Annotated in this window: 21 protein-coding genes; 9 read left to right on the top strand and 12 right to left on the bottom strand. The window is 56.5% G+C overall.

The window, feature by feature from the left end; genetic code table 11:
• Positions 1–10 precede the first annotated feature (10 nt).
• From IBT47_RS01160 to IBT47_RS01140, 5 genes are all read left to right on the top strand, one after another.
• Positions 11–1,150 carry a phosphoribosyltransferase domain-containing protein gene (locus IBT47_RS01160; protein ID WP_200558796.1) on the top strand — a complete coding sequence of 380 codons (1,140 nt, stop codon included), beginning with the start codon at positions 11–13 and terminating at the stop codon, positions 1,148–1,150.
• Entirely contained in the window at positions 1,143–1,925 is a 783-nt protein-coding gene (locus tag IBT47_RS01155) for a hypothetical protein (RefSeq protein WP_200558794.1), read from the top strand. The genes IBT47_RS01160 and IBT47_RS01155 overlap by 8 nt, the downstream gene beginning before the upstream one ends.
• The gene (locus tag IBT47_RS01150) at positions 1,918–2,991 is read left to right on the top strand and encodes a cysteine protease StiP family protein (RefSeq protein ID WP_200558791.1); all 1,074 of its coding nucleotides are present in this window, start codon (positions 1,918–1,920) and stop codon (positions 2,989–2,991) included. The genes IBT47_RS01155 and IBT47_RS01150 overlap by 8 nt, the downstream gene beginning before the upstream one ends.
• On the top strand, positions 2,991–3,947 hold the full coding sequence (locus tag IBT47_RS01145) for an HpcH/HpaI aldolase/citrate lyase family protein (protein ID WP_200558789.1): 957 nt from the start codon (positions 2,991–2,993) through the stop codon (positions 3,945–3,947). The genes IBT47_RS01150 and IBT47_RS01145 overlap by 1 nt, the downstream gene beginning before the upstream one ends.
• Before the next feature lie 94 nt (positions 3,948–4,041).
• Complete coding sequence (locus IBT47_RS01140; protein ID WP_105595628.1) at positions 4,042–4,515, top strand: tellurium resistance protein TerW; 474 nt, start codon at positions 4,042–4,044, stop codon at positions 4,513–4,515.
• Between the two features lie 86 nt (positions 4,516–4,601).
• On the opposite strand, the gene IBT47_RS01135 is transcribed toward IBT47_RS01140, so the two are convergent.
• Entirely contained in the window at positions 4,602–4,814 is a 213-nt protein-coding gene (locus IBT47_RS01135) for a glycine zipper 2TM domain-containing protein (protein WP_105595629.1), read from the bottom strand.
• Positions 4,815–5,081: 267 nt separating this feature from the next.
• A complete protein-coding gene (locus IBT47_RS01130; protein WP_200558788.1) occupies positions 5,082–5,879 on the bottom strand; it encodes an AraC family transcriptional regulator in 798 nt (265 codons plus the stop codon).
• Between the two features lie 128 nt (positions 5,880–6,007).
• Here IBT47_RS01130 and IBT47_RS01125 point away from each other — a divergent pair, with 128 nt between their 5' ends.
• Positions 6,008–6,397, top strand: a complete 390-nt coding sequence (locus tag IBT47_RS01125) for a hypothetical protein (protein ID WP_200558786.1) — start codon at positions 6,008–6,010, stop codon at positions 6,395–6,397.
• 106 nt (positions 6,398–6,503) lie between these two features.
• Here the strand turns inward: IBT47_RS01125 and fhuA are convergent, their stop codons facing one another.
• A complete protein-coding gene (gene fhuA / locus IBT47_RS01120; protein ID WP_200558784.1) occupies positions 6,504–8,660 on the bottom strand; it encodes a ferrichrome porin FhuA in 2,157 nt (718 codons plus the stop codon).
• A gap of 228 nt (positions 8,661–8,888) precedes the next feature.
• Between fhuA and IBT47_RS01115 the strand changes: the two genes are divergently transcribed.
• Positions 8,889–9,575 carry a FadR/GntR family transcriptional regulator gene (locus tag IBT47_RS01115; protein WP_200558782.1) on the top strand — a complete coding sequence of 229 codons (687 nt, stop codon included), beginning with the start codon at positions 8,889–8,891 and terminating at the stop codon, positions 9,573–9,575.
• A gap of 111 nt (positions 9,576–9,686) precedes the next feature.
• On the opposite strand, the gene dksA is transcribed toward IBT47_RS01115, so the two are convergent.
• Both dksA and IBT47_RS01105 read right to left on the bottom strand, forming a co-directional pair.
• A complete protein-coding gene (dksA, locus tag IBT47_RS01110) occupies positions 9,687–10,064 on the bottom strand; it encodes an RNA polymerase-binding protein DksA (RefSeq protein ID WP_200558979.1) in 378 nt (125 codons plus the stop codon).
• Positions 10,065–10,135: 71 nt separating this feature from the next.
• Complete coding sequence (locus IBT47_RS01105; protein ID WP_200558780.1) at positions 10,136–11,329, bottom strand: GTP-binding protein; 1,194 nt, start codon at positions 11,327–11,329, stop codon at positions 10,136–10,138.
• Positions 11,330–11,597: 268 nt separating this feature from the next.
• Between IBT47_RS01105 and IBT47_RS01100 the strand changes: the two genes are divergently transcribed.
• Positions 11,598–11,807, top strand: coding sequence for a hypothetical protein (locus tag IBT47_RS01100; protein WP_205064639.1), 210 nt, complete (start codon positions 11,598–11,600; stop codon positions 11,805–11,807).
• Between the two features lie 88 nt (positions 11,808–11,895).
• Here the strand turns inward: IBT47_RS01100 and IBT47_RS01095 are convergent, their stop codons facing one another.
• The 7 genes from IBT47_RS01095 to IBT47_RS01065 form a co-directional block, all read right to left on the bottom strand.
• Positions 11,896–12,126 (bottom strand): hypothetical protein, encoded by a 231-nt coding sequence (locus tag IBT47_RS01095; protein WP_105595635.1) that lies wholly within the window; start codon positions 12,124–12,126, stop codon positions 11,896–11,898.
• 124 nt (positions 12,127–12,250) lie between these two features.
• The gene (gene nudI / locus IBT47_RS01090) at positions 12,251–12,676 is read right to left on the bottom strand and encodes a nucleoside triphosphatase NudI (protein WP_200558779.1); all 426 of its coding nucleotides are present in this window, start codon (positions 12,674–12,676) and stop codon (positions 12,251–12,253) included.
• An 828-nt stretch (positions 12,677–13,504) separates the two neighbouring features.
• Positions 13,505–14,623 (bottom strand): Gfo/Idh/MocA family protein, encoded by a 1,119-nt coding sequence (locus IBT47_RS01085; protein ID WP_200558777.1) that lies wholly within the window; start codon positions 14,621–14,623, stop codon positions 13,505–13,507.
• Positions 14,624–14,644: 21 nt separating this feature from the next.
• Positions 14,645–15,640 (bottom strand): inositol 2-dehydrogenase, encoded by a 996-nt coding sequence (iolG, locus tag IBT47_RS01080; protein ID WP_200558774.1) that lies wholly within the window; start codon positions 15,638–15,640, stop codon positions 14,645–14,647.
• 44 nt (positions 15,641–15,684) lie between these two features.
• On the bottom strand, positions 15,685–16,665 hold the full coding sequence (locus IBT47_RS01075) for a hydroxyacid dehydrogenase (RefSeq protein WP_200558772.1): 981 nt from the start codon (positions 16,663–16,665) through the stop codon (positions 15,685–15,687).
• A 1-nt stretch (position 16,666) separates the two neighbouring features.
• Positions 16,667–17,479 (bottom strand): HpcH/HpaI aldolase/citrate lyase family protein, encoded by an 813-nt coding sequence (locus IBT47_RS01070; RefSeq protein ID WP_200558770.1) that lies wholly within the window; start codon positions 17,477–17,479, stop codon positions 16,667–16,669.
• A gap of 10 nt (positions 17,480–17,489) precedes the next feature.
• Positions 17,490–18,923: an NAD-dependent succinate-semialdehyde dehydrogenase gene (locus tag IBT47_RS01065; RefSeq protein WP_200558769.1), complete on the bottom strand. Its 1,434-nt coding sequence runs from the start codon at positions 18,921–18,923 to the stop codon at positions 17,490–17,492.
• Positions 18,924–19,301: 378 nt separating this feature from the next.
• Between IBT47_RS01065 and IBT47_RS01060 the strand changes: the two genes are divergently transcribed.
• Positions 19,302–20,240 (top strand): MurR/RpiR family transcriptional regulator, encoded by a 939-nt coding sequence (locus IBT47_RS01060; protein ID WP_200546374.1) that lies wholly within the window; start codon positions 19,302–19,304, stop codon positions 20,238–20,240.
• Positions 20,241–20,258: the final 18 nt, after the last annotated feature.

Here is a 20,258-nt window from a genome sequence, read left to right as displayed (position 1 = left end):
GGAAACGAGAATGACTGCAACCTCTTCGCCACTGTGGCGCAAAACCTTAACCTGCGGCACGCTGAGCGTAACGCCAAACGGTAACACTATCCCGCTGGATGATTTGTTCGACGTAGCCGAACGCCGTAATCCGAAACGAGCTTTTTTGTTTGTCAGTAAAGTGCTGGGTCGCCATATTCCGGTCAGCCCGGCCACCATGCGCGGTGTTTATCGCCAGCTTGCCGCGCAGTTCCCCGCGCTGCCTGAAGGCCCGGTGCTGTTTATCGGCATGGCGGAAACCGCCGTGGGTCTGGGGGCGGGCGTGTTTGATGAGATGCGCCAGCGCGCGCCGGAGTCGGTCTATCTCAGTTCAACGCGCCATCCGGTTAGCGGCGAGCTGCTGTGCGAGTTTAAAGAAGACCACAGCCACGCAACCGACCACCTGCTCTACTTACCCGTTGACGTTGAGTTACGCCGCCGGGTACAGAACGCTCGCACGCTGGTACTGATTGATGATGAAGCCACCACCGGCAACACCTTTATTAATCTGCTGGCCGCGCTGAGAAACGACGCCGGACTGACCGGTATCGAGCGGGTGATCACCGTGACACTCACTGACTGGAGCGGCGAAGCGATTGCCAGAGCCTGCCCGCTACCGGTGACCACCGTGGCGCTGGTGCGCGGCGACTGGCACTGGGAGAAAAACCCGGATGCGCCGATCCCGATTATGCCGGCGGTGAATGTAACCGCCAGCGGCAGCGTACCGGTCACCGGGCGGCAAAACTGGGGCCGTCTGGGCATGGATGCTTCGGCAGGCGATCTCGGCAAAGATATCGTCGCGCCCGTGGGGGAAAAGATCCTCGTGCTCGGCACCAGCGAGTTTATCTGGGAACCCTTCCTGCTGGCGGAACGCCTGGAGCGTCAGGGGGCCGAGGTGAATTACAGCTCCACCACCCGCTCGCCGATAGCGACCGGATTTGCCATTCAGTCGGCAATTGCTTTCAGCGATAACTATGGCCTGGGCATTCCGAACTATGTTTACAACGTGGCCCATCAGCAGTTTGACCGCATTCTGCTGTGCAGCGAAACGCCTGCCGATAGCCTCGATCCTGCGCTGATTGCCGCACTCTCCCGGGTTGCGCCTCAGGTTGAGGTACTCAGCTATGAATAAGCCGGTAATTTTCTCCGATCTTGACGACACGCTGTTTCAGACCCGCCGCAAAATGGTCGATGAGCTGTCTCTGGAACCGTTTCGTACCGGTGCGTTGGACCGTAGTCTGCAACCGCGCAGCTTTATGACCGAAGAACAGGCAATGCTGGTTGACTGGATGCTGGAACACGGCGACTTAATCCCCGTCACCGCACGCGGCACTGAAGAGATCGCCCGCGTTGAAATCCCCTTCCGCTCCTGGGCTGTTGCTACCCACGGTGCGGTGATCCTTAATCCACAGGGTGAAGCGGATGCCGAATGGCAGGCGCTGATGCTGGCAAAACTGGCACCGTATGCGGCGCAGCTGCTAACCATGCAGCAGCAGATCACCGAGCTGATGGCGGAGCGCAACATCAACGGCTGGGCGCGTATCAACTATGAATACGAGCAGACGCCGATCTATCTGGTCATGAAGCATCGCGACAGCACCAAACTGGACGAGCTGTACGCCATCGCCGATGAGATCGAGCAGCGGTTCCCCACCTCAGGCTGGTATATCCATCGCAACAGCAACAACGTGGCCTGGCTGCCGGTGGTGGTGGAAAAAGGGCTGGCGGTCAGTTTCCTGCTGGAACGGTTGCGCGCCGAGCGCGGCGTGTTTCCGGTGATTGGTCTCGGCGACAGCCTGAGCGATCATCGCTTTATGAAGCTGTGCAGCTGGTACGGCCTGCCGAGCCAGAGTCAGTTTGCAGATCATATTAACCAGGCGCTGTTCAGGGAGGCCGACCATGACTGATTTTGTGCCGTTTTCAGGCTCCTACCAGCCGCAGGACGTTCATTTTCTGCTGACGCCGGTGGAAATGGAAATGACGCCGGTCGACCGCAAAGAAGCGCTGATCCAGTCCGGGGCGAAGCACTATTCAGAAATGCTGAGCCAGGAGCCGGAGCCAACCGAATGGCATCTGGATTTGTTTGCCCGCGCGCTTGAGCACGGAGCGGAGCGGCTGGCAAAAGAAGTAGCGATGCTGGCGCAGGCGCTGATTGAGCGTTTTCCCGATACGCCGGTAGTGCTGGCAAGTCTGGTGCGTGCCGGTGTGCCGCTGGGTGTGATGCTGCAGCAGGCGCTACGTGATTGCGGAAAGGAATCTTATCATTACGGTATCAGCATTATCCGCGATCGCGGTATTGATAGCGCCGCGCTGGACTGGATTGAACAGCGTCACGGTACGGAAGGCCTTGTTTTCGTTGACGGCTGGACCGGCAAAGGGGCTATCACCGGTGAGTTAATTCGTTCACTCAAGGATCGCCCTGGCTATCCGGCTTATCCGCGCCTTGTGGTGCTGGCCGATCCCTGTGGTCGCTCTTGGCTGTCGGCCAGCGACGACGACTGGCTGATTCCGTTTGGCATTATGGGCGCGCCGGTTTCCGGCATGATTTCACGCTCGATCTGGCGAAGCGAAGGGTTCCACGGCTGCGTGATTTGCCATCATCTCGAACGCTTCGAATGTAGCCGCCATCTGGTGGAGACGGTCGCCGCTCGCCGCCGCCTGCTGGGTGAGGTGAAGGCCTGCGAGTGGGATCCCGAGCAGAATGCCGGATTGCGGCAGCAGAGTGAAGCGGTCATTAAGCAACTGGCGGAGCAGTACGACATCACCAGTATTAATCGCATCAAACCCGGTATTGCTGAAGCCACTCGAGCCGTGCTGCGCCGCGTGCCGGATCACGTGCTGGTGCGTTCGACCGACGATGCCGATGTCGCGCTGCTGCTGCATCTGGCGCATGAGAAAGGCATCGCGGTAGCCGCCGTGGGCGAGGCCATTGGCCAGTATCGGGCGGTCACCATTATCAAGAAGGTACTCTGATGAACGAACGGCTTTCTCCCTGGCGCCTGGGCGCAACGCTGTACATGCCCGCTACCCGCACGGATATCGCTGACGCCGTGCTGCACAATAAGATTGATGGGTTGCGTTCGCTGGTTATCTGTCTTGAAGATGCCGTCAGCGACGCCGATATTCCCCTGGCCCGCCGCAACCTGCGCCAGGTTTTGACGCACCTTGCAGTAGCTAAAAAGTTACAGGGTAACGCAAGCTGGCCGCTGGTATTTGTCCGCCCGCGCGATATCACTATGGGGGCGGAACTGGCCGCCGACTGGGACCTGAGCGGTGTCGATGGTCTTGTACTGCCCAAATTCACGCGCCACTGCCTGCCTGTCTGGTGGGCAATGCTCAAGGATTCTCACTTGTGCATGATGCCAACGCTGGAAACTGAGGAAGTGTTCGACGTGGTGCAGATGCGAGAGCTGGCTGCTGCACTGGCGAATCATCCGTGTCGTCAGCGTATTATTGCCCTGCGCATCGGCGGTAATGATTTAATGAATGTCGTCTCACAGCGCCGTTCGCGGGAGTTCACCCTGTACGACGGCCCGATGGGCTACGTGATTAAAATGCTGGTTTCAGTCTTTGCCACGCGGGATTTTGCCCTGACCGCGCCGGTTTGTGAGCACATTGACGATCGGCAAATCATGGATCGTGAACTGGCGTTGGATATGCTGCACGGACTGGTGGGTAAAACCGCCATTCACCCCAGCCAGATTGGCATCATCGAAGCTGCGCTAATGGTGTCGGCCAGCGATCACGCTGATGCATTGCGCATCCTTAATTCCAGTCAGGCGGTATTTAAGTCGCAGGGCGCGATGTGCGAACCGGCCACCCATCGCCGCTGGGCCTCAGCCATCCTTGCTCGTGCCCAGGTATACGGCATTGTTAGCGAGAAAAATCAGGATGCGATCAGGCTGATGACCGCACTGACCAAAAGCTGAGCTAATCCTCAGACGATACTGCCAGCAAATGCCTTTCCCGTGCTATGCTGCCAGGCCATAAAACTATAATGATGAATCCAGGCAGAGACTTATTATGCATCTCAGCACGCGACAGGCCCGAATTTATAAGCTGGCAATCCTTCTCGGTTCTGGAAAACCGGTGGCTGCCGAGACGATTATTACTGCCCTGAACTGTTCCGAACCCACGTTGACTCGTGCGCTGAAAGAACTGCGCGAATCCTACGCGGCTGAAATTAAATACAGTAAAGCAGGCCACTCTTATCAGTTAACCGGTATTGGCCAGTTGGATAAAAAGGCACTACGCCGGATGAATGAAGCGTTGGCTGAAAATGCCGAAGCAAAACCCGCTGAAACGGTCAGTCGTGTCTTTCTCGATAAGGATAAGAAAAAAGCAATATCGCTTTCGCTACGCATGTCGCTGCTGCGCAAAATCAACCGCCTCTCCAGACTCTGTGAAATTACCCGCAGCGAAGCGGTGGATATGGCCGCTGCTCGCGGTATCGATCAACTTATTGAGGAAGCGCTGGCGAAAAAGAAGGGAAATTGAACTGCTGCTGGTTTTAGCAACCTAACCCGCCAGCGTTAACCAGCAGGTTAGTTTTTTTCTGCAAACTAACTGACAAAGCGAATTAATCAGCGGCTAATCTGATGGCCAATAATGCCCCCCACCGCCGCGCCGCCTACGGTGCCGAGAGAACTTCCTCCGGTCAGTACCGCACCGCCAATCGCACCAATACCTGCACCAATCGCCGTGTTTCTGCCCCGATTAGACATATGTCCACAGGCAGTGATTGACAGCGTCAGCAGTACCACGACTGCTACAGAAAAGCTGCGTTTTAAAAGCATGATTAACCTCATTACCATTAGCAACAATGGCAGGTAGAAATAGTGTTTATGATTGTTTTTTTCCCGACAGCATCCCCGGTGTTGACCCGCGCTGTCGATAGCTGAAATCTACTGCCAGTGCGAATAGTGTAAAAGGTAAAAATTCCTATTTCTCAGAGGTCTGAGAGCCATGGCCAACAGTTTAGGAGAATACCTGGCCGGGTTAAAAATTGCGGTTCGGTTATCCGGTGAAAAGCATCGTTCATTCAGCATTACACTGCCCCCCTGTTAGCTCGGGTAATATTGAGACGACCGTTCTTCTGCTAAATACCTCCCCGGGGATTTTCCGGTAATTTTACGAAACATGGTGATAAATCCGCTGGCGTTTTCATACCCCAGCGTCAGCGCGACATTCTGTACTGCATCACCGAGCCGTAACTGGCGTAAAGCCAGCACGATGTGCAGCTGTCGTCGCCAGCGGCCCAGGCTCATACCGGTTTCCCGCAGCAGCTGCCGGGACATATTGCGCTCGCTCATGCCGATGCGCCTGGCCCACTCTGCCGCCGGTGTCTTGTCGGACGGTGAAGCCATCAGTTGCGCGATCAGCCGATTAAGTCGGGTATCGGACGGCAGCGGCAGCGGGAAGACATCAACCGGGGCGGCCGCCAGCTCATCCCGCAGCGTGGCCAGCAGACGCGCCTGCCGCGCACTTAACGACGCAGGATGCGAAAATTGTGCGGCGTGATGTAGCAGCTCGGCGAGCAGCGTTGTCAGTTGCAGGGTCGCGCAGTGTGGCGGCATCAACTCGTCCGCGTACAGGTGAAAGCTGGCCATTTCACCCCTGCCACTGGCCGCGTGTTGCTCACCGCGCGGTATCCATACCGCACCGCGTGCCGGTACCCACCAGATCCCCTGCGCCGTTTCACAGCGCAGTTCACCGCTGAGGGCATAAATCAGCTGGCTGAACCGGTGGCGATGCCCAGGGATTCGCCAGTCGTTATCGCAGCGGGTAACGCCACAGGCGGTTATCGCACTTCCGTCCGCGCCGGAAATTAATGGCGAGGAGCGGATTAGAGTATCAGCCATCCCTTCTTCCCCTTGCCACACAAGTGTCATGGCCGAAACGGGCAACGGAATGACCGAACCCGCCAATGCCGGTCAGCAGCCGTTGATTTACACTAAAGCGCTTAACTGATGCCATTAGGATTACCCATATGTTAATTAACGCTTCTCATTTTCCCCGCGTCTGGCTGCATCTGATCGACAAAACACAGTCGACGGAAGAAGGATTCGCTTTGTACCTGGAGCTGCTTGAACGCGGTGAATCTTTTGTTCTACTCAATGCCGAAGGACTGGATTTTTCCGCTTATCCACAAAGCAAGGACGAAATGCAGTACGTTGCCCAGTGGCGTAAAACCCACCGCGCGCTGCTGCGTCAGCGGATACTGGCGGCTATTTTTATCGAGCCGGACGTCGCCCTGCGCGACGCGGCCCAGGAGTTTGCCGTGGGATACAGCAAGTTTTGGGGATATCCTATGCTGATTGTCGCCAGCGAAACGGAGGCGCTGTTGACGGCCGATCGCCTGCTATCGGCACAGCAATAATCTCTGCCAGACCCTGGCCGGGCAGAGAAAATCGCCATAGACGATCTGCCCAATGAAGGATCTGTCCCGGTTTGGGGGAGGAGGATTGCCTCCTCCCTTTTATGACTCAGAAACGGAAGGTGGCAGTACCGGTAATCTGGCGCTCCGCACCGTAGTAGCAGGCCGTCGTGGCATAACATCCGGCGACATACTGCTTATCAAACAGGTTATTGACGTTAAGTCCCAGCGATGAGCCCGGCAGATTGAACCGTGCCAGATCGTAGCGCAGCGCGGTGTTCCAAATCGTTACCGCCCCCGCCTTAAAGGAGTTGGCATTATCACCCCACGTAGAGCCAATGTAGCGTGCGCCCATGCCGAGCGTCAGTCCGCTCAGTACAGTGTTATGGAAGGTATAATCTCCCCACAGCGAGGCCATATTTTTCGGGATTTCATACGGCTGGTTGCCCTGATATTGGCTGTCGCGGGTGAATTTTGCCTGAGTGTAGCTGTAGCTGGCGATGACATCGACGCTGGAGGTCAGCGCCGCTTTCGCTTCCAGTTCAATCCCCCTCGAGCGGACTTCGCCGTTCTGAATTGAGTTGTAAATATGGTCCAGATCGGTGCTGAGATTTTTATCTTTGGTCAGCTGATATACCGCTGCGCTGGCGGAAATCAATCCTTCGGCAGGGATATACTTGATGCCTGCCTCATACTGTTTCGCGCGGGAGGCCTGGAAAGTATGACCGTAATAATCAGTCCCGCTGGTTGGTAAAAACGACTCGCTGTAGCTGATATACGGTGCAATACCGTTATCAAACAGATAGTTCAGCCCTCCGCGCCAGGAAAATTCGCTGTCGTTCTGTTCAGTCAGCGCGTTACTTGCGGAGCGGTTCACTGAATCACTTTTTGCCCAGTCATAGCGCCCGCCCAGCGTGAGCATCCAGCGCTGCCACTGTGCCTGATCCTGGACATAAACACCGGTTTGCTGCTGATGGTCCACCTGGCTGCTCAGACTGAAATACGACACGTCGGTGTTGCCGTAAACCGGCTGAGTCAGGCTGAGATTTGATGCACTGCCGAAAGCGTGCCAGATATCATTACGAAGGTGGCGATAGTCTACGCCGAGCAGGCTGGTGTGTTCGATCTCGCCGGTGCGATAGCGGTTTTGCAACTGCGTATCGACCGAAAACGTGCTGAGCTGCTCTTTCATCTCCAGCGCACCGCGCGTGAGCTGTGTGGCATCGGTGGTGGAAATTTTGCTGCCATAGATCGTGTGATAATCCATTTCTGCGGTGGCGTAGCGCAGATTTTGCCGCAGGCTCCAGCCATTGCCGAACTGATGCTCCGCGTCATAACCGAGCAGCATCTGCTTACGGGAAATTTTGTTATATCCCGGTTCACCATCGTTAAAGCTCGTTGGTAGTTTGCCCGCTGCCCCGCCGGTGACGGTGCCTTCGGCTGGCAGATAGCCGAACCAGCCAATGTCCGGTTCATCGCTGAACTGGCTAAGGAACGTGATAAGCGTATTGTCGTTCGGCTGCCAGGTCAGAGATGGAGCCAGCGAATAGCGCTTCGCCTTTTCACCCACCTGCTGTTCATCGCGATCGCTGGCCACCCCGGTCAGCCGCCAGAGAAATTCGCCGCTGTCATCCGCCGCGCCGCCAAAATCGAACCCGGTCTGATAAAGATTATGATTGCCCATCTTGAACTGCACTTCACGCAGCGTCTCCGCCGTCGGACGCTTACTGACCAGCGCAATCACACCGCCCGGATCGCTGGCACCGTAGAGCACCGAGGCCGGGCCGCGCAGCAGCTCAACACGCTCCAGAAGATAGGGATCAACCTGAAAATTGGTGTAACCCTCCCCCGCCAGCTTGAGTCCGTCCAGCCAGACATTGTCTGAAATCTGCGATAAACCGCGAATATTCACCGAGTTAAACCCGGACACCGACCCACGGCTCTCTACCATTACCCCGGGTGCAAACCGCAGTGCATCCTTAACGGTGGGCGGATCGAGCAGATCCAGCTCTTCACGGGTAACCACCGATACCGACTGTGGCGTTTTTACCAGCGGCGTATCGGTTTTAGTGGCGCTGGCACTGCGTTTAGCTACCAGACTCCCACTCGGCCCCCAGGCACTTTCCTCGGTGCTGGCGCTGACCGTCAGCGTTTCATCGCCGTTGTTATTGGCGTTGGCAAAAGGAGAAAGCAATGTGCTGCCCAGCGCTGCGGCAATCAATGCCGCAATTGGTCGGCGTACGGGGTCAATCCTGAAATCATTCATGGTTTTCAGCTCGTTAGAACAGAGGTTGAACAACGGATAAGGGGATGTTTTATGACGACATCACAAAAGTGATCGTCATCGATCCTTTAAACATGGGATGTTTAAAATCCTATCATCCTATGTTTAAACTAACAATGAGAATGATTTTTAATAACGATTACGTCGGCATGGTGCTGAAATTGATCGGATGATAGGATAATGTTTTTATCAACAATCAGGCTTCGAACGATGAAATCACCCCAGGCAATCATGCGCCAGCCGCTGGTCAATACGGTTATCGACGCGCTACGTGCCGCCATAGGCGACGGCAGCTGGCCGGTTGGTGAGCGAATCCCCACCGAAGGCGAACTGGCGCAGCTGTATAACGTCGGCCGCAATACGATTCGCGAAGCGGTCCGCGTTCTCTCCCACTCCGGTATGCTGGAGGTGCGCCAGGGGGATGGAACCTGGGTGCGCAGCGTGCTGGACCCGGCGGAAATTATGCGCCAGGTCGACAAAAGCAGCCTGCGCGATCACTTTGAATTACAGTGCATGATTGAATCTGAAGCGGCTAAATACGCAGCCGAGCGGCGTACGCGGGAGGATTTAACCGCGATGAAGCGCGCTTTAAAATTGCGCGGCGACTACTCATCGGGCAGAGATATGGCGGAGTTTGTCACGCTGGACAGCCGTTTTCACCAGGCGCTGGTTGAGGCTTCTCACAACGAAGCCATGCGCGTTCTGTACCACTACTTCAGCGTTTCGGTGCGGCATCATATTGAGCAGTTTTTGGCACTGAACCTTTTCCCCGAGCCCAATTTACAGGCGCATACTGCGGTTTATGAGGCGATTGCCGCCCGCGATCCGCAGCAGGCACAAATGGCGGTCAGACAGATGCTGACCCCGACGATTAATTATCTGGCGCAGCTGAAATGATCTGCACGCAGCTGAAGGCTTAAGCCTTAAGCCTTAAGCCTTTAGTCATCCGTTCCACCAGCACCAGGATGTGAACACGATGGCGCACAAAAATAAACCCGTCGACCAACGCTATTTACGCCAGGCGGTTTCTTTCATTTCGTGGGTCATTTTCACGTCGATGCTCAGCTCGGCGGTTGGCCTCAATAGCAGGCGCGGCAGGCCGATAGGATCGCCGGACTCCTGACAGTAGCCGTACTCACCCTTTCTGATACGGATCAGTGCGGCATCGATTTTCGGTAGCAGGCGGCTTTCGCGATCGATCTGGCGCAGCAGCAGCCTCAGTTCTTCTTCGCGCATTGCCTTATCGGCTTCATCACCCTGGTTATCCCCCCACTGTAAACTGGCTTTCAGCTGGTCGATATGCGCCAAAAGATCCTGTTTATCCTGCAATAAACGCTGCTGAAAAAACGCCAGCTGTTGGGCATTCATATAATCTGCGGGCGACATCGCCAGCAGCTTCTGCTCTTCTTTACTGCTCTGTGGCACGCGGGCCTCCATAATGAGTATTCAGGTCGGGTTTACGACTTCAGTCTGGCAACGCGTTTCGGCCAGGGGTCAGCAAACGTGCCGCCCTTCTGCCACCAGTCAATTTCCTCCTCGCTGAGGAAACAGCGTTGCAGCGCCGAGACAAAGGGCTCGAGCTGCCCGGACAAACCAATCACCGTCAGGCGACATCGCCGATCGCCAAAACGCCCAGGCATGTCATCCAGCTGCTGCTGCAGAATGCGTCGTTCTTCGCTATTCAGCAGGCTGTTTTCATGTCGCAGTACGCCTGCTTTCCAGTAGCTGATAAATTCCAGGCTGATACTGCCCGCCGCCTGATTCCACAGCAGAGCGAGATCGTCCCGTCCCGGCAGCCAGAAAAAGCCCTTGCTGCGGTGGATTCCGGCCCCGAGAAATTGCTGATAAGTGTCCCACAGCCGCTGCGGGTGGAATGGACGATCGTCCGCAATCACCCGCGATTCAATGTCGTACGGTGCGCCGTCATCGGTGAACTGTTCGACCTCTTCCTCCAGTTCCTCGACGAGTTTTGCCACGCGATAAAAATCATATTCGGGGTACGCCAACAGCTCGCTTATCGGCAAATTTCCCCACGGCAGCGCCATCACCGCCACCGCAGGATTAATGGGATGCACTGCATGAGCTATATCGAGCACTGCATCGGCATTCAGTCGATCGACTTTGGTTAGCATCAGATGACTGCAAAACAGGATCTGCCCTGCCAGCAGGTTTTCAACGCCACCACGACCCTGGTTAAGGTTGCGCTGCCAGCGCGGGATCAGCTGTTCACCGCCGTCATAGTCGCTTTGCAGCATCACGGCATCAATTAGTGAAAGGAAGCCCTTTAGCTGCACCAGCGGATGATCGCGCAACAGCTTAATCAGCGGCAGCGGATGGCTGCTGCCGGAGGTTTCCAGCAGGATCATATCAGGCTGATTTGCAGCGAGCTGTTCCAGTGCCTGTGCCAGCTTGTTAACTCCGGTCGGGCTGCTGATGCTGTCGGCGGAGATGGAGATAAAATTCTGCCGCTGCTTCCCTACCAGCTCGGTGTTGGCAATCAGCACGCCGTCAACATCCAGTTCGCTCATATCGTTCACGATTACGCTAACGTTCAGCCGCTGATTCTGCGCCTGCATCAGTAAACTTTTCAGTAAGGTGGTTTTCCCTGCGCCAAGGAAACCATTGAGAATGGTCAGGGGAATACGCTGCATAAGTCGGCCCGCGATGATAATTTTTGATATGTTATAATATAACAATTGATCGAGCTACTCTTATCATTGCAACCCCCTTTCAGAGACTGGTAGGAATAATCTTAGTTTCAGCAGGTTATCGTCAGTTGAGGCAATAAATTTTCTGAGTAAGATGAAGGAAATGTTTCAGGAAATTGACAGTTAGCGCAGAGCAAACGTTTTCCTGTAGCTAAATCAGATGCTGTCCACTCGAAGAGAACGGCATTGCATACGTCACTAAGGAAGAATTATGAGTCGTCATTCAACCCAGGCTATTGAAACCAACGCACTGAACGTGGATGAAGCAAGGAATTTCATTAAGTCCGGCGGCGAGCGCGTCCGTCTGGCCTGGGATATCAGCAGTGATGAGTTTTTCCGCATCGCCAGCGCTTCTGGCCGCGAAGGCATGCGCATGGTTAAAAAAGGGCGCGACTTCTTTCTTGAGCGTATGCCTGGCTAAACAACACTCGCTCAGACGAATTTAAAAACAACAAAGGCCCGCAGATGGGCCTTTGTACCAACAAAACTTTGTACCAACAAAAACAGGGTTACATTTCCTGTCGTTCACGCACAAGACAACCTTTCAGCTTTTGTCTTAATAAGCTCGCGGAAGATTGCTTCGCAGCCTTAGCCAGGCTGGCTTTATACTGAACTATACGCTCCTGGGCATTGCCAGAGCACATTTCCAGCTCCGCACAAACTAATGCCTGAAACACTGTTTTCTCGTCGTCGAGCGGTGCGAGTCGCTCACCCCTGTTTGGCTTAATGTAATATGACATAACAGGCTCTCCTCCGTGTCACCGTTTTGTATGCATGTAACCCTTTCGGTATCAATGGCCGCGGCGTTTTCTTCAGCAGCCCCGTGCGCAAATTATAGCGCGGTACCGACCCCAGACTCGCGATTTAAATCAGCCCTTTCTGGCTAAAGGTCACGCGCGTGGCCTCATTCAGATCCAGCTCCCCTATCTTCTCCGCAGGCACCCAGCGGACTTCCTGAAACTCTTCATTAAACGAAATTGTGCGGTTAGCACTGATGCAGTCAAAGATGAGATAAATCATATAAATCTCTTCGGTTGAGCCGTCTGCATAGGTTTTTGTACGAATGTCATCGCGAAAAGCCCACGGCCTGACCTCCGTGATTTCCAGTTCGTCCCCCAGCTCTTCACGAATTTCCCTTCTCAGCGCGGTCTCCATCGTTTCTCCCGGTTCCATTCCACCACCGGAAAGCGCCCACTGGCCGGGAAAAACTCCGCGGTCCGCCGCCATTTTGCATAACAGATACTCACCTTCGTTCTGAATAATCGGGCAAACGATCGTCCTCTGGCGCATGACTTCTCCTTATTAACACCACAAAATACAAGGTTAAATCTTCATCGGGCTGAGTGCCAGTTTAAAACTGGAAGGCGCCTCGACTAATGGGAAGAAACAGGTATGAAACAACCCTGGCTGAACCACTGGCGGATTGCGCAGGGGAATTGATGTCCTGGTGCACCTTTTACTGCTGCCTTTGATAATTTTATCGCTCTTGAGTTTGGTAATCAGAGGGTGCTGTGAAATGGGTGTTTGAGGTTCAGCCTCTGCTGCTGCTCCAGGGCGGTCCTCGCGCCGTGCGTGGCACGGTGCCTTCGGTTACGCCATTGCGCCGACGGATCGGCCAGGATTGAACGTCCCTGTTCAAACCCGGCCTGACGCCAGCATCCCTGCTGTCGTTTCCTGGCTCAATGGCTCCACCTCAGCGCTGCGGATGCCCTTACGCAGCAGCAGAGGCTGTCCCTTTTGAAATTTTCATCGCTTTTAGAATCTTGCTTTGACCACTGGGACGCAGAGGAAAAACCAAAAATCCCAGACCTTCCCGCAGACAACGCTGAGCCATCAGGCTGAGCGGCTGTGCCCTCGAACGGGCAATCCGCAGCGCTGAACGCAGAAAGGAAGCCAGGATTTGGCCGCATGGACGCGGACAAAAAGTACAGCCGGGGCAGGACGCCCCGTCTGTACTGGTCCTGAAGGCTGACGAACGAAGTGAGGGAACCGCGAAGCGGCGCGAGGATCCGCCCGTTCGAGGGCACAGCCGCTCAAGCCGATCGCCAAACGTCCAGCGTTCAGCGTCGCCGATCGCCCTGCCATCCCTTCAGCCATCGCCATACCTTCATCCCAAAATCAAACCGCCACCCACCGCTGCTCCCGCGAAGACCGAATCGCCGCATCAATCACCTGCTGGATCTCCATCGCATCACGGAACCCCGGCCCGCTGAACTCCCCACCGGATACCGCTCTCAGAAACTCCGCAATCTCAATCGTCTTCAAATCGTTAAAGCCCAACTGATGACCTGGCGCCGGGCAGAACGCGCCGTATGGTTGCTGCTGCGGACCGGCCTCAATCTTCTGGAAACCGCGCACCCCACCGGCGGCATCGTGACGATAATAGTGCAGCTCGTTAAAACGCTCCTGAGTAAAATGCAGCGCCCCACGCGTACCGTAAACCTCAAAGCCCAGCTGCATATTGCGGCCCATCGCCACCCAGCTGGCCTCAATACTGCCCTTGCAGCCGCGTGCAAACTCGACGGTCAGGCGGGCGATATCATCCACCTCAACCGCTCGCTGCTCATGCGCACCTGCCGCAACCGGGCGCTGCTTGATGACCGTCTCCAGATCCGCCTGCACCGCCACCACCGGCCCCAGCAGGAAACGCGCCATCGCCACAATGTGGCTACCAAGATCGGCAACCGCCCCCGCGCCGCCGGCAGGGTCCAGCCGCCATGACCATGGCGTCAGCGGCGAGGACATAAAATCTTCGGCGTGAATACCGCGGAAACTAACGATATCGCCCAGATCGCCGTTGTCGATCATCTCCCTGGCCAGCTTGATAAGTGGGTTCTTCAGATAGTTAAAGCCCACCTGGGTGATCACCCCCTGCGCCTCGGCGGCATCGGTCATGATCCGCGCCTCTTCGCTGGTCGGCGCAATCGGCTTTTCGCAGTGCACGTGCTTACCGGCTTTAATTGCTGCCAGCGCCTGTTCCAGATGGAAACGGTTCGGCGTGGTAATCGACACCACGTCGATCTCCGGATCGTTAATCAGCGACTGCCAGTCATCGGTGTGGCGACGAAAGCCGAAGCGTTTTGCCGCCCGCTCTGCCGCTGCACCGTCCACATCAGCTACCGCAATCAGTTCCGGCACGCCGTCACCCGGGAAAATGCCCGCCGCCGCGCGATAGGCCAGCGCGTGTGATAACCCCATAAAGCCGGTGCCGATAATACCAATGCCAATCTTTTTCATTTTTTCGTTCTCCGTCAGGAATCAGTCAACACTTACCGGCCTGCCGCTGGCGGTAGAACGCGCGGCGCACTCCGCCAGCTTCAGCGCCATCAGACCATCAAAGGGGGTAACGGGGATGGCGCGCTTGCCCAGCGCGGCCTGGATAAACGCATCCATCTCCAGCCGATAGGCCTGCTCATAGCGCTCAAGGAAGAACGCTTCCAGCGGGGCCTGCACTTCCGTGGCGGCGGCGGTATAGCGGCGCACGCTGTTGGCCCGCTGGTTGTTATTGAGCAGCATGCCGGCGGAACCGAAGGCCTCCAGCCGCTGATCGTAGCCATATACCGCGCGGCGGCTGCAGTTGATGTGGCACTGCCTGCCGGATGCGGTGGTCATCTGCACCATCACCGTGTCGTAATCGTCAAACTCCGCCAGTTCCGGCTTCAGCAGGCGGCTGGCGCTGGCGTAAACTTCGACCGGTTCCTCGCCCAGCAGCCAGCGGGCCATATCGAAATCGTGGATCACCATATCGCTGAAAATACCGCCGGAATGGCGCAGATAGTCCATTGGGGCAAAATCCGGATCGCGGCTGGTGATCACCACCTGGTGCAGATCGCCGATGTCGCCACTGGCAATGGCCTGCTGCAGCTCGCTGGCGCTGGGGTCGAAGCGGCGGTTAAATGCCACCATTACCGGCGCGTTAATTTCCTCAAGCTGACGGCAGGCGTCGGCGGCGCGTTTTAAATCCAGATCGACAGGTTTTTCGCATAATATTTTCTTTCCCTGGCGCGCGGCGGCCAGCATTAAATCAACGTGAGTATCGGTAGGTGTGGCAATAATAACCGCATCGATATCAGCGTCATTAATTAATTCCAGCGGATCGGATACGGCTTTAGCACCATATAAATCTGCCAGTGCGTTTGCGCTATTAATAAAAGGATCGGCCACCGCCACCAGCGTTGCCTGCGGGTGTGTGGCAATATTCGCGGCGTGGATTTTCCCGATGCGGCCAGCACCGAGCACGGCTATTTTCAACATAGTCAGTTCCTGTAGAGGACGGGTAAGTTATTATTCGCCAGCCGTTAAATAGCGTGCGTGTTATTTATCTGTCGGTAATTAACAATTAAGTTTTCTTCCAGTTCGCCGGTGAAATAATGAATAATATTATTCACGGCGGAAACCGACATCCGCATCGCCGCCTCTTCGGTCAACCCGGCGGAATGCGGGCTGAGGATCAGGCGATAAGACGCGTGCAGCAGCGCCGAGTCGCGAGGTGGCGGTTCCTGACTGAAAACATCCAGCCCCGCGCCGCCCAGACAGTCGTTTTTCAGTGCGTCGATCAGCGCCTGTTCATCAATAATCCCACCGCGCGCGGTGTTGATCACAATCGCCTGCGGTTTAAGCAGCGCCAGCTCACGGCGGCCAATCAGCGGTTTACTGTCGCTGAGCGGCAAATGCACGGTCAGCGCATCGGCGATTTTTAATCCGGCGTCCAGTTCGGTAATCCGCTCCACGCCAAGGGCATGGAAGATTTCATCGGCCACGTAAGGGTCGTAGGCCACCACGAACATATTGAAACAGCGCGCCATTCTCGCCACTTCCCGCCCAATGCGACCAAAGCCCAGCACAAACAGCGTGCGCCCCGACAGCTCCATCGCCGAGAAGCTGTTGCGGCAGTTCCAGTTGCCGCTGCGCAGATTTTCATCGTAAACCCGCAGCTGCTTCGCTACTCCCATCAGCAGAGCAAACGTGTGTTCCGCCACCGACAGCGAATTCACGTCACCGACGATGGTTAGCGGAATACCGCGTTCGTTCAGCGCCGCCACGTCAACCGCGTCGTAGCCAACGCCGTGGCGGGAAACGACCTTCAGTAGTGGAGCCTGCTCAATTTCTGCGGCGGTCAGCGGCTGGGTACGCAGCAGCAGCGCATCCGCGTGTTCGATAAACGGCGCATAGCTGGCGGTGCTCACTTCTTTCACCAACTCGTAAGTGAAACCGGGGGTGTTTTGCAGAATGCTCAACCCGGCCTGATGAATACTTCCGGCAATCAGTACATGCGGCATTTCAGTACCCCCCCTGCTGGACTTTAGCCTGTGGCGCTGTACCGGTCAGCTGGCGAAAGCGCGTGGCGCTGGCCGCCGCCGCACCGCGCAACAGCTGAACATCATTAGAGACGGTAACCAGATCAAAACCCCACTCCACGGCTCTCGCGGCGTACTCCGGACTGCCGTTATGCAGTCCGGCACGGATACCGGCAGCGTGCGCACGATCCAGAATATGGCGGATGGCGTCGATGATTTCCGGCTCCTCGCGGTCAAAACCGGTACGGTAGCGTCGCCCGGTCAGCGCCAGGGTCAGATCCGCCGGACCAATATAGATGCCGTCCAGCCCCGGGGTTCGCACGATTTCCTCGATTTTTTCCACCGCTTCGGCGGTTTCAATCATCGCAAAGCACACCACTTCGCTGTCCGCATGCTGGCCATAATCCGCCCCTGCGGCAAAAGTGACGCGCGTCGGACCAAAGCTGCGGGAACCGAGCGGCGGGTAGCGCACGCAGGACACCAGCTGTCGGGCTTCCTCGCCGTTGTTGATCATCGGGCAGATGATGCCCCAGGCCCCGGCGTCCAGCGCTTTCATAATGTCGCCCGGCGACAGCCAGGGCACACGCACCATCGGCGTCACGCCGCTGGCACGCATTGCCTGCAGCATGGTGGTGGCCGTCTCGTAGCCGACCAGACCGTGCTGAATATCGATGGTCAGCGCGTCGTAGCCCTGCTCCGCCATAATCTCAGCGGTGAACGGGCTGGCAACCGACAGCCAGCCGTTCAGCACGCTGTGCCCTTCTGCCCATAAACGCTTAACGTTGCTGTTTATCATTGTGGCTTCCTTACAGGACCACCTGCGTCAGTTTGACATTCATATATTCGAAAATACCTTCCGCACCGCCTTCGCTGCCCATACCGCTGGCCTTAATGCCGCCAAACGGTACGTCGGCCGAGGCCAGGGCAAAACTGTTGATACCCACCATGCCCGCCTGCAACTGTTGAGAGACGCGGCGAATGCGTGCGGCATCGCGGGTAAAGGCATAGGCGGAGAGCGCCAGCTCGCTGCGGTTCACGCGGGCGATAACGTCGGCTTCGTCAGTGAAAGTGGTGATGGCAGCGATCGGGCCAAAGTTTTCCTCGGCCAGCGCCAGCGCATCGTCCGGTACATCGGCCAGCACGGTGGGCGCAAAGTAAAAGCCCGGCTTATCGGCAATACGCTGCCCGCCGGTCACCACGCGCGCGCCCTTCTGCCGTGCGTCATCGACGATGTTTTCAATCGCCTTCAGCCGCCGCGCGTTGATCAGCGGCCCCATCTCACTGCCCTCATCCAGCCCGTAACCAACCTTAATTGCCGCGGCGCGACGGGCGAATCCATCGATAAAGGCCTGCTCAACCGATTTATGAACATAGAAGCGATCGGCGGTGACGCATACCTGCCCACAGTTGGCGAACTTGGTCGGCACTGCCAGATCCAGCGCTTTCTCTATATCGGCATCGTCAAAAACGATCATCGGCGCATTGCCGCCCAGTTCCATACTGACGCGTTTGAGGGTGGCAGCCGAATCACGGATCATCTGCTGCCCAATCGCCGTGGAGCCGGTCAGCGTTACTTTGCGCACCACCGGTGATTCAATCAGCGGCTGATAGGTATTGGCCGTGGGTCCGACCACCATGTTAACCACGCCCGCCGGCAGTCCGGCCTTTTGCAGGCAGGTCATGATGACCATCGCCGATCCGGGCACTTCGCTGGAGGGGCGCAGCACCACGGTGCAGCCCGCCGCCAGCGCCGGGGCCAGCTTGCGGGCGATCAGCACCACCGGGAAGTTCCATGCGGTAAAGGCTGCCACTACGCCCACAGCCTGATGAGAGACTTCACAGCGCCCGCCCGGTACGCGGCTTTCCACAATGCGTCCATACACCCGGCGTGCCTCTTCGGCGTACCAGGTGAACTGATCGATAGCCAGCGTCCATTCGCGGCTGGCCTGCGCCAGCGGTTTTCCGCTTTCGAGGGAGATCGTCCGGGCCGCCTGCTCGCGCGCCTGCTCCATTTCTGCCGCCACGCGGTGCAGCGTATCGGCACGTTCCCAGGCGGCCCGCGCCTGCCACGGTGCCAGTGCCGCTTCCGCACTAGCAATCGCCTCCAGCGTATCCTCGCGGGAGGCAGCGGCGATCTCGCCAAGCCGTTCGGCGCGCCCCGGATCGGTAACCACAATGGTTTCGCCGCTGCGGCCCTGTCGCCAGTCGCCGTTAATAAACTGCCCGTAGTCGTTATACATAGCCTGATCCTGTTTTCCTGCCGCCCTGACCGGGATCGGAGATGTTAATTCGGCGGATGTCGTTGCCTGTTCACCGCCACCGGTTATTAACTTAATTGCAAACAAGAAAAAAACGCAATAAAAATTGCAATGACAAATTTAGCGCTGACTACGCTGGTTTTTTCAGCATCTGAAATGAATTATCAATATGATTTTTAATGAATTTATAAAGAGCTAAACCCACTCACTGAGAGAGTTTCTGCGTTTTTTCGAAGAGAATGAAATGCGCAACTTCTGAGTCAGATCACGCTTTTGGAAATTTCAATTGCAATGAAAATTGTAATGCAATTTTAGTTGCGATAGCCTGCGGTCAGAATAAAACGTTAAGGGTTAAAGCCGATGGCGAGCCGTAAAGAAACAGACAGGAAAGATATCCCACCGCCGCATAAAAACTACGAGCAGGTGGTGAACGACATCACCGCCCGCTATCCGCAGCTGTCGGATCGTTTTCAGCAGGTGGCGCGTTTTATTACCCAGAATCCTAACGCCGTGGCGCTGGAGTCAATCAACGCTATTGCCGCCCGCTGCGCGCTGCATCCGTCAACGCTGGTGCGCTTTGCCCAGCACTTTGGCTACAGCGGCTTTAAGCAGATGCAGGCGGTGTTTCAGACCCGGCTGGCGACCACCGCGCCCGGTTATAACGAGCGCATTGTGGCGCTGGAAAACGATCTGCAAAAAAACCAGCAGCTCGGCAACCTCGGTTTTCTGCAGGATTTAGTGGTGCGGGATATCGCCACGCTGCAGGGCATGCTGGAAAGCGTCACCGCCGCCGATCTCGACCACAGCGCTCAGCTGATGGGCCGCGCCGACACGATTTTTATCGCCGGGCAGCTGCGTTCTGAGCCGGTGGCTATTTTGCTGCGTTACCTGCTGACCATGCTTAACCGCAAGGTCGTGCTGCTGGATATGTCCGGCGGACTGGCCCCGCATATGGCGATGAATATGACCCCGCGTGATGCGCTGATTGCCGTCTCCTTCCGCCATTACGCGCAGGAAGTGGTGCAGATCGCCGATATTGCCGGGCAGAAAAAGGTGCCGCTGATTGCGATTACCGACAGCGTGCTGTCTCCGCTGGCGAAGGACGCCCGGGTGCTGTTTACCATCCCGGAAGAGGAATACAGTTTTTCCCGTTCGCTGGCCGCACCGGTGTGCCTGGTACAGTGCATCGCGCTGGCGCTGGCCGCCGAGCTGCATCCTGAAGAGGAACAGCCGCGTATTGCCACGCTGACGGAACGCACGCAAATCCGCGAGGAAGGTAAGAAAAGCAGCCATAAATAGCCGCAGTCCGGTTTAACG

Source organism: Erwinia sp. S43, assembly GCF_016624745.1.
In the GTDB taxonomy this organism is placed as follows: domain Bacteria; phylum Pseudomonadota; class Gammaproteobacteria; order Enterobacterales; family Enterobacteriaceae; genus Erwinia; species Erwinia coffeiphila.
This window is presented reverse-complemented; position numbering and strand designations above follow the sequence as displayed.

Bases quoted from the DNA above. Each gene is read 5' to 3' on its own strand.
- IBT47_RS01160 (WP_200558796.1), top strand. From the start codon at position 11: ATGACTGCAACCTCTTCGCCACTGTGGCGCAAAACCTTAACCTGCGGC.
- IBT47_RS01155 (WP_200558794.1), top strand. From the start codon at position 1,143: ATGAATAAGCCGGTAATTTTCTCCGATCTTGACGACACGCTGTTTCAG.
- IBT47_RS01150 (WP_200558791.1), top strand. From the start codon at position 1,918: ATGACTGATTTTGTGCCGTTTTCAGGCTCCTACCAGCCGCAGGACGTT.
- IBT47_RS01145 (WP_200558789.1), top strand. From the start codon at position 2,991: ATGAACGAACGGCTTTCTCCCTGGCGCCTGGGCGCAACGCTGTACATG.
- IBT47_RS01140 (WP_105595628.1), top strand. From the start codon at position 4,042: ATGCATCTCAGCACGCGACAGGCCCGAATTTATAAGCTGGCAATCCTT.
- IBT47_RS01135 (WP_105595629.1), bottom strand. From the start codon at position 4,814: ATGCTTTTAAAACGCAGCTTTTCTGTAGCAGTCGTGGTACTGCTGACG.
- IBT47_RS01130 (WP_200558788.1), bottom strand. From the start codon at position 5,879: ATGGCTGATACTCTAATCCGCTCCTCGCCATTAATTTCCGGCGCGGAC.
- IBT47_RS01125 (WP_200558786.1), top strand. From the start codon at position 6,008: ATGTTAATTAACGCTTCTCATTTTCCCCGCGTCTGGCTGCATCTGATC.
- fhuA (WP_200558784.1), bottom strand. From the start codon at position 8,660: ATGAATGATTTCAGGATTGACCCCGTACGCCGACCAATTGCGGCATTG.
- IBT47_RS01115 (WP_200558782.1), top strand. From the start codon at position 8,889: ATGAAATCACCCCAGGCAATCATGCGCCAGCCGCTGGTCAATACGGTT.
- dksA (WP_200558979.1), bottom strand. From the start codon at position 10,064: ATGTCGCCCGCAGATTATATGAATGCCCAACAGCTGGCGTTTTTTCAG.
- IBT47_RS01105 (WP_200558780.1), bottom strand. From the start codon at position 11,329: ATGCAGCGTATTCCCCTGACCATTCTCAATGGTTTCCTTGGCGCAGGG.
- IBT47_RS01100 (WP_205064639.1), top strand. From the start codon at position 11,598: ATGAGTCGTCATTCAACCCAGGCTATTGAAACCAACGCACTGAACGTG.
- IBT47_RS01095 (WP_105595635.1), bottom strand. From the start codon at position 12,126: ATGTCATATTACATTAAGCCAAACAGGGGTGAGCGACTCGCACCGCTC.
- nudI (WP_200558779.1), bottom strand. From the start codon at position 12,676: ATGCGCCAGAGGACGATCGTTTGCCCGATTATTCAGAACGAAGGTGAG.
- IBT47_RS01085 (WP_200558777.1), bottom strand. From the start codon at position 14,623: ATGAAAAAGATTGGCATTGGTATTATCGGCACCGGCTTTATGGGGTTA.
- iolG (WP_200558774.1), bottom strand. From the start codon at position 15,640: ATGTTGAAAATAGCCGTGCTCGGTGCTGGCCGCATCGGGAAAATCCAC.
- IBT47_RS01075 (WP_200558772.1), bottom strand. From the start codon at position 16,665: ATGCCGCATGTACTGATTGCCGGAAGTATTCATCAGGCCGGGTTGAGC.
- IBT47_RS01070 (WP_200558770.1), bottom strand. From the start codon at position 17,479: ATGATAAACAGCAACGTTAAGCGTTTATGGGCAGAAGGGCACAGCGTG.
- IBT47_RS01065 (WP_200558769.1), bottom strand. From the start codon at position 18,923: ATGTATAACGACTACGGGCAGTTTATTAACGGCGACTGGCGACAGGGC.
- IBT47_RS01060 (WP_200546374.1), top strand. From the start codon at position 19,302: ATGGCGAGCCGTAAAGAAACAGACAGGAAAGATATCCCACCGCCGCAT.